Source organism: Neisseria sp. 27098_8_112 (assembly GCF_041433235.1).
In the GTDB taxonomy this organism is placed as follows: Bacteria; Pseudomonadota; Gammaproteobacteria; order Burkholderiales; family Neisseriaceae; genus Neisseria.
Genome location: NZ_JAPWBB010000006.1, coordinates 138653 through 144931, shown reverse-complemented (window position 1 = coordinate 144931; position 6279 = coordinate 138653). Strand labels below are relative to the sequence as shown.

Annotated in this window: 6 protein-coding genes; 1 reads left to right on the top strand and 5 read right to left on the bottom strand. The window is 49.1% G+C overall.

Translation table 11 applies throughout. The annotated features are described in order from the left end of the window. Positions 1-199: 199 nt before the first annotated feature. Both O3682_RS05745 and O3682_RS05740 read right to left on the bottom strand, forming a co-directional pair. Positions 200-805: a nitroreductase family protein gene (locus O3682_RS05745; protein WP_371508949.1), complete on the bottom strand. Its 606-nt coding sequence runs from the start codon at positions 803-805 to the stop codon at positions 200-202. Between the two features lie 15 nt (positions 806-820). After that, positions 821-1216: a DoxX family protein gene (locus O3682_RS05740; protein ID WP_222570710.1), complete on the bottom strand. Its 396-nt coding sequence runs from the start codon at positions 1214-1216 to the stop codon at positions 821-823. 127 nt (positions 1217-1343) lie between these two features. On the opposite strand from O3682_RS05740, the gene O3682_RS05735 reads away from it, so the two are divergent. Further along, positions 1344-2234, top strand: a complete 891-nt coding sequence (locus O3682_RS05735) for a LysR family transcriptional regulator (protein WP_371508948.1) — start codon at positions 1344-1346, stop codon at positions 2232-2234. 57 nt (positions 2235-2291) lie between these two features. On the opposite strand, the gene O3682_RS05730 is transcribed toward O3682_RS05735, so the two are convergent. The 3 genes from O3682_RS05730 to O3682_RS05720 all read right to left on the bottom strand — a co-directional run bounded on the left by O3682_RS05730 (position 2292) and on the right by O3682_RS05720 (position 6236). Continuing rightward, complete coding sequence (locus O3682_RS05730; protein ID WP_003683849.1) at positions 2292-2633, bottom strand: hypothetical protein; 342 nt, start codon at positions 2631-2633, stop codon at positions 2292-2294. A gap of 187 nt (positions 2634-2820) precedes the next feature. Beyond that, positions 2821-5094, bottom strand: a complete 2274-nt coding sequence (locus O3682_RS05725) for a Tex family protein (protein WP_371508946.1) — start codon at positions 5092-5094, stop codon at positions 2821-2823. Positions 5095-5147: 53 nt separating this feature from the next. After that, positions 5148-6236 (bottom strand): hypothetical protein, encoded by a 1089-nt coding sequence (locus O3682_RS05720; RefSeq protein WP_371508945.1) that lies wholly within the window; start codon positions 6234-6236, stop codon positions 5148-5150. Between the last annotated feature and the right edge of the window lie 43 nt (positions 6237-6279).

The window sequence follows — 6279 nt, the reverse complement described above, 5'->3', positions numbered from 1 at the left end:
TAATAGAATGGACATGAGTCCTTCCCTGTTTTAGATCTTATACGCAAACTGCCACCGGTCAGGCTTCAATCTTTACTCTTTACCCTAGAAATAGCCCATAAGAACGCAATTCGCATATATACTTCTAATTATATATATCATTTGTAATAAAAGCATTACAATTACAAAAACTGAGACCTTTTTGAAAACATCATTTCATTTATGCGCCAAATACTTTCAGACGGTCTTCGATTGGTTGGAAGGCTTTTTCACCGGCTGAAGCCGCGATACCGCCAATCACCATTTGCGCACGCAACAACCAGCTTTCCGGCAGGTTCCATTCTTTGGCAATGGCCGCATTAGGCAACGGATTGTAGTGTTGCAGATTGGCACCGATACCGGCAGCCGCCAATGTTGTCCAAACAGCATATTGAACCATGGCATTTGCCTGATCCGCCCAGATCGGGAAGTTGGCCGCATAAGATGGGAACTGCTCTTGCAAGCCTTTGACAACATCTTGATCTTCAAAGAACAAAACCGTCGCCGCGCCTGCTTTAAACAAGTTCAGTTTTTGCGCAGTGGCTTCAAACTGCTCGGCAGGGACAACCGCACGCAAAGCTTCTTCGACAAAATACCACACTTTGGTATGTTCTTCGCCAAACAATACGACCACTCGGGCAGATTGCGAATTAAAAGAAGACGGCGTATGCAAAACGGCGTGTTCGATGATTTTGGTTACTTCCTCATTGGACAGAGGCAGGGTGTTGTTCAATGCATAGATAGAACGACGGGTTTCAGCAGCTTGTTGCAAAACAGAATAAGTCATGATCTTTTCCTTAAATTAATCTTTATCTTTACCAAAAACGTTATCCAAAGCCCACGCTCCACCGCCGGCTACTGCCAGGTACAAAAACACGAAGCAGAACAAAACGGCAGATTCACCCTGGTTGACCAATGGAAACAAAACATTACCAGAAGACGCGTGCGCCATAAAGTAGGCGGCTGCCATCTGACCGGACAAAACAAACGCGGCCGGACGGGTGAACAGACCCAATATCAATAAGATACCGCCGACAATTTCCAAAATACCAGCCACCAGCATCAAGCCCTCAGGCGCGCCGCCCATAGACATCGGAAAACTGAAAAACTTGGCCGTGCCATGCAGCAAAAACAGATACGCCGTAACAATACGCAAGACGGACAATACAACAGGTTGGAATGATTTGAGGGCTGACATCTTAATAATCCTTATTTTAATGGCTACCAGAAGAGGTAGGGAACAATTTCAATAAGTGCAGTATAGATAATTCCCAGTAAGAGATATATACTCGAATTATTGATACAACGTTTCCTAATAAGAAATCATGGATACCCTATTCAGCCTAAAAGTTTTCCGCCAAGTTGTACAAAGCGGCAGTTTTACCCGTGCTGCCGATCAGCTCAACATCTCCACCGCCATGGCCAGCAAACACGTCAGCCATCTGGAAAACACCATTCAAGCCAAGCTCTTACACCGCAACAGCCGCAACCTCCACCTGACCGAAGCAGGCGAGGAATACTACCGCCAATGCAGCTACGCGCTGGATACCTTGGACACCGCCGCCCAAAAAGCGGCAGGCGGCGCAGACACGCCGCAAGGTATGTTGCGCGTTACCATGCCCCTGTGGTTTGCAGGCGGCAATATGAGCGCATGGTTGACAGAATACCGCCAGCGTTACCCCAACGTCACGCTCGACCTCGTCCTCGACAACCGCCATATCGACCTCATCGCTGAAGGTTTCGACCTCGCCTTGCGCGTTTCCAAAACTCCCTCCCCTTCGCTGATCGTCAAACCGCTGGCCAAAATCGAGTTCGTCCTGCTTGCCGCTCCCGACTATCTGGCCCGACATGGCACACCCGATACGCCCGAAGCCGTCATGCAGCACCAAGCTATCCTGCCTTCCTATACCAGTCAACAAAACTGGGAAATTACCCACCGCCAAACCGGAGAAAAAGCCATTCTCCACCTCTCCCCTGTTATCCGCAGCGACAATACGCTGATGATCCGCGAGCTGATTAAATCAGGGGCAGGCATAGGCTATCAGCCCCTTTGGGCAGTTCAGCAGGAATTGAAGGACGGCACATTGATCCAACTCCTGCCCGATTACACCATCTGGGCAGACCAACTGAACGCCACCTATGTCGACCGGGCATTTCTCAGCGCGAAAGTACGCAGCTTTATCGACTTTCTCAATGAAAAAATATCGGAAGGATAAACATCAAGACCGTCTGAAATACTTTTCAGACGGCCTTTAATCAAAGCAACAATCCAATCAATAATTGGTCGAGCAGAACTGTTCGCGTTTGTCCGCATCAGCGGCATAGCATGTCAAACCCATGCCTGACGCATTGCTGTTGTTCGCTTTCGCACCCGGTTTTTTGTTCACCAAAACCTTACCGTTTTTTCCGATTTCAACGGTCACGCCTTTGCCGTTTTTCAACTTCCATTTCAACACTTGCGCATCGGCACTTTGGCACTTACTGACCGTACAGCCGCCTTCTGTCGCGACATTGCCGTTTTTATAAATCACGCACTGCTGCTGGCTGTCGGTACAGGCCGCATACGCAGCAACGGAGAAACAGGAAATCAGCGCGGCAAACAAAACAGGTTTCATGGTTTGAACTCCTTGGGTTGTGATGATGGGTTTGTGATGTTTGGAACTATACGCTTATTTGCAGATAGCTACTACAAAATGCAACGGGCGCAGCACTATATCCATTCCACCAATTATCTCATTCGCCCCATACGATAAAGGCCGTCTGAACATCACTTTTCAGACGGCCTTCAATTGGTTTTCTACCTTAACGCTTCAACTTCGCAAACGCATCCGCCATCGCCGAATTGGTTGGGGCTCGCTCGTTACGTTGGGGTTTTCGGTCGCGGCGTTCTTGATATCGGGTTTCAGACGGCCTGTTGCTTTTGGCGGCACTGCCTGGTTCATCATCCAAACACATGGTCAGCGCGATGCGTTTACGCGCAGCATCGACTTCCAGCACTTTCACTTTCACCACATCTCCGGCTTTCACCACTTCGCGCGGGTCTTGGACGAACTTATTGGACAGGGCGGAGATGTGCACCAAACCGTCCTGATGGACGCCGATGTCCACGAACGCGCCGAAGTTGGCGACGTTGGAAACCACGCCTTCGAGTATCATGCCGACTTGCAAGTCGCTGATTTCGTGGATGCCTTCGGCGAATGAAGCCGTCTGAAACTCGCCGCGCGGGTCGCGGCCGGGTTTTTCCAGCTCGGACAGGATGTCCAGAATGGTCGGCAGGCCGAAGCGTTCGTCGGTGAAGTCGGACGCTTTGATTTGCTTCACGCGCTCGCGGTTGCCTATGAGTTCGGCGGCGGTAATGCCTTGTTGAGCCAGCATTTTGGCGACGACGGGATAGGCCTCGGGGTGGACGGCACTCGCGTCCAGCGGCTCTTTGCCGCCGTTAATCCGCAAAAAGCCCGCCGCCTGCTCGAAGGTTTTTTCGCCCAAACGCGGCACTTTCAGCAATTTTTTGCGGCTGTCGAACGCGCCGTTTTCATCGCGGTAGGCGACGATGTTTTGGGCAAGGGTTTGATTCAAACCGGAAATCCGCGCCAAGAGCGGGGCGGAGGCGGTATTCACGTCCACGCCGACGGCGTTCACGCAGTCTTCGACCACCGCGTCCAGCGATTTGGCGAGCTGGCTTTGGTTCACGTCGTGCTGATACTGCCCCACGCCGATGGATTTGGGGTCGATTTTGACCAGTTCGGCAAGCGGGTCTTGCAGCCTGCGGGCGATGGACACTGCGCCGCGCAGGGAAACATCTAAGTCGGGAAACTCGCGCGCCGCCAGTTCGGATGCGGAATAAATCGACGCGCCGGCTTCGGACACGACGATTTTGTGCAGCCCCATTTCCGGCATTCCGCGCACCAGTTCGCCCGCGATTTTGTCGGTTTCGCGGCTGGCGGTGCCGTTGCCGATGGCGATGAGCTTCACGCCGTGCTGCTTAATCAGGCGCGACAGTATTGCCAACATATTGTTTTCTTGATGTAAATAGACGATGACGGTATCCAGCAGCTTGCCCGTGTCGTCCACCACGGCGCATTTCACGCCGTTGCGGTAGCCGGGGTCGAGACCCAGCGTGGTCAGCCGTCCGGCGGGCGCGGCGAGCAACAAGTCTTTGAGATTGCGGGCGAACACGGTAATCGCGTCGGTGTCGGCGGCTTCTTTCAAACGATTTAGGGCTTCAAGTTCCAACGACAAAAAGATTTTCGCGCGCCAAGTCAGACGCACGGTGTCGCGCAGCCATTTATGGTCGTCTGAAACCTTGAAACGGCGGGCGATGAGTTGCTCGTATTCGCTTTGCTGCGTAATCGGCGTGTCATCGGGCTGGTATTTGAGCGCAATGTTCAACACGCCTTCGTTGCGGCCGCGCAAAACCGCCAGCGCGCGGTGGCTGGGCATGGCGCGGACAGGTTCGCGGTGGTCGAAATAATCGCTGAATTTTTCGCCTTCGGTTTCTTTGCCTTCAACGACTTGCGCATGGATTTCGGCTTCGTTCCACAGCTTGTCGCGCAACGTGCCGATGAGTTCCGCATCTTCGGCAAACTGCTCCATCAGAATCGCGCGCGCGCCGTCCAATGCGGCTTTGGTGTCGGGGACGTTTTCGTTCAGGTAGCCTTGAGCGGCGGCTTCCACGTCCTGCAGCTGCTCGGCAAGCAACACGTCCACCAGCGGCTGCAAACCGTATTCGCGCGCGATTTGCGCTTTGGTGCGGCGCTTGGGTTTGTAGGGCAAATACAGGTCTTCCAGCGCGGTTTTATTGTCGGCGGCTTCGATTTGCGCTTTGAGGTCGTCTGAAAGTTTGCCTTGCTCTTCAATGCTTTTTAAAACAACGGCTTTGCGCTCTTCCAACTCGCGCAGGTATTGCAGCCGCTCGGCAAGCTGGCGCAACTGCGTATCGTCCAGCCCACCCGTGGCTTCTTTGCGGTAGCGGGCGATAAACGGCACGGTCGCGCCGTCGTCCAAAAGCTCGACGGCGGCAGTGATTTGCGCGGCGGTGGCGGAGAGTTCTTGGGAGAGGATTTGGGTGATATTCATGGGGGTCCTTTGGATGGGTGCAGGCTGCTTTTTGGGCGCAGGTTATATGAAAATTATTGTTTGAACTGTTTGATTAGACTATTTAATTGTTCCAAACCGTCAAATGTGCTGGGGATTTTTTCATCGCTGGATAAGATGCTGCTAAAAATAAGATTTTCAAATTTATCTAGCGCATCTTTATCATTGGTTTTGATTTCTTTGGCATATTCGGCATAGCTTTGGATAAATTGGCAAAGCGACAACCGCAAATCTAGCTGCATGATTTGGGTTTGCACAGTACGGTAATGAAATAAGACAACGCGAAAGAAATAGATTAAGACCAATTCCAAACCTGCACTTATTGCGATTTGCTGCCAAGTTAAATTAGCACCTCCATCAGAAAGAAATTTATATGCCGGGATTGCTGAAATAATTATTGCAATAAGAAATAAAAGCAATAAAATCGATATTTTACTTGATTTCTTTTCATTAAGCATTCTGCTGAATCCATCAGATAAGGCAATAAAATTAAAGCCCTGCTTTAGATCTTTCAATGTATTACTTAACTGTTCGACTTTTCCCAGTTTCTCGTCAGCACTTTTCTGTATGTTATCTGATGTTTCTTTTAAAACAATAGAATGTTGTTCAATTTTTTTTATATTTTCTTCATAGTTTAAGAATGCTTGAAATGATTTATTTCCTAAATAATCGTTGAGCAGCATAAGCGAATAGTCGCTTTGTATGTAATTTAATTGAGATCTGTTGTTGGAGGGAATGTCATCATTTGTTAATGATTTAAACCAACCCCAAATCCTTTCATGCGTACTATCGTTCCAAATCTTTTCTTTGTACTGACGCCTCACTGTCAATTCAGCTTCTCGTAAGAATCTAATTGACATTAGGAATATATCATCTAATACTTCTGAATCCCAATTATTTTCTAAAAAGTTTAATCTTTTCTCAAAAGATTCGCCTATGTAATAATAATTGAATGGGCAGATTGATAGCCAACAATCATCTGATTGGGACATTTCATCCAATATAATCTGAGTGTAATGAATCTTATAATATTCAATATTGCCTCTCAATTCTCTTTCTTTTCTCATCTCAAGAAGATTAACTGTTTTTTCTAATAAATCCTTATTTATTCCTTTATCCATCATAAACCTTTCATGTTGTGTTTATATTTTCAGGTAGCCTATATTA

What these genes read in the sequence shown, in the direction of transcription:
- O3682_RS05740 (WP_222570710.1), bottom strand. Translation starts at nt 1,216, where the DNA reads ATGTCAGCCCTCAAATCATTCCAACCTGTTGTATTGTCCGTCTTGCGT.
- O3682_RS05730 (WP_003683849.1), bottom strand. Translation starts at nt 2,633, where the DNA reads ATGAAACCTGTTTTGTTTGCCGCGCTGATTTCCTGTTTCTCCGTTGCT.
- O3682_RS05725 (WP_371508946.1), bottom strand. Translation starts at nt 5,094, where the DNA reads ATGAATATCACCCAAATCCTCTCCCAAGAACTCTCCGCCACCGCCGCG.
- O3682_RS05720 (WP_371508945.1), bottom strand. Translation starts at nt 6,236, where the DNA reads ATGATGGATAAAGGAATAAATAAGGATTTATTAGAAAAAACAGTTAAT.
- O3682_RS05745 (WP_371508949.1), bottom strand. Translation starts at nt 805, where the DNA reads ATGACTTATTCTGTTTTGCAACAAGCTGCTGAAACCCGTCGTTCTATC.
- O3682_RS05735 (WP_371508948.1), top strand. Translation starts at nt 1,344, where the DNA reads ATGGATACCCTATTCAGCCTAAAAGTTTTCCGCCAAGTTGTACAAAGC.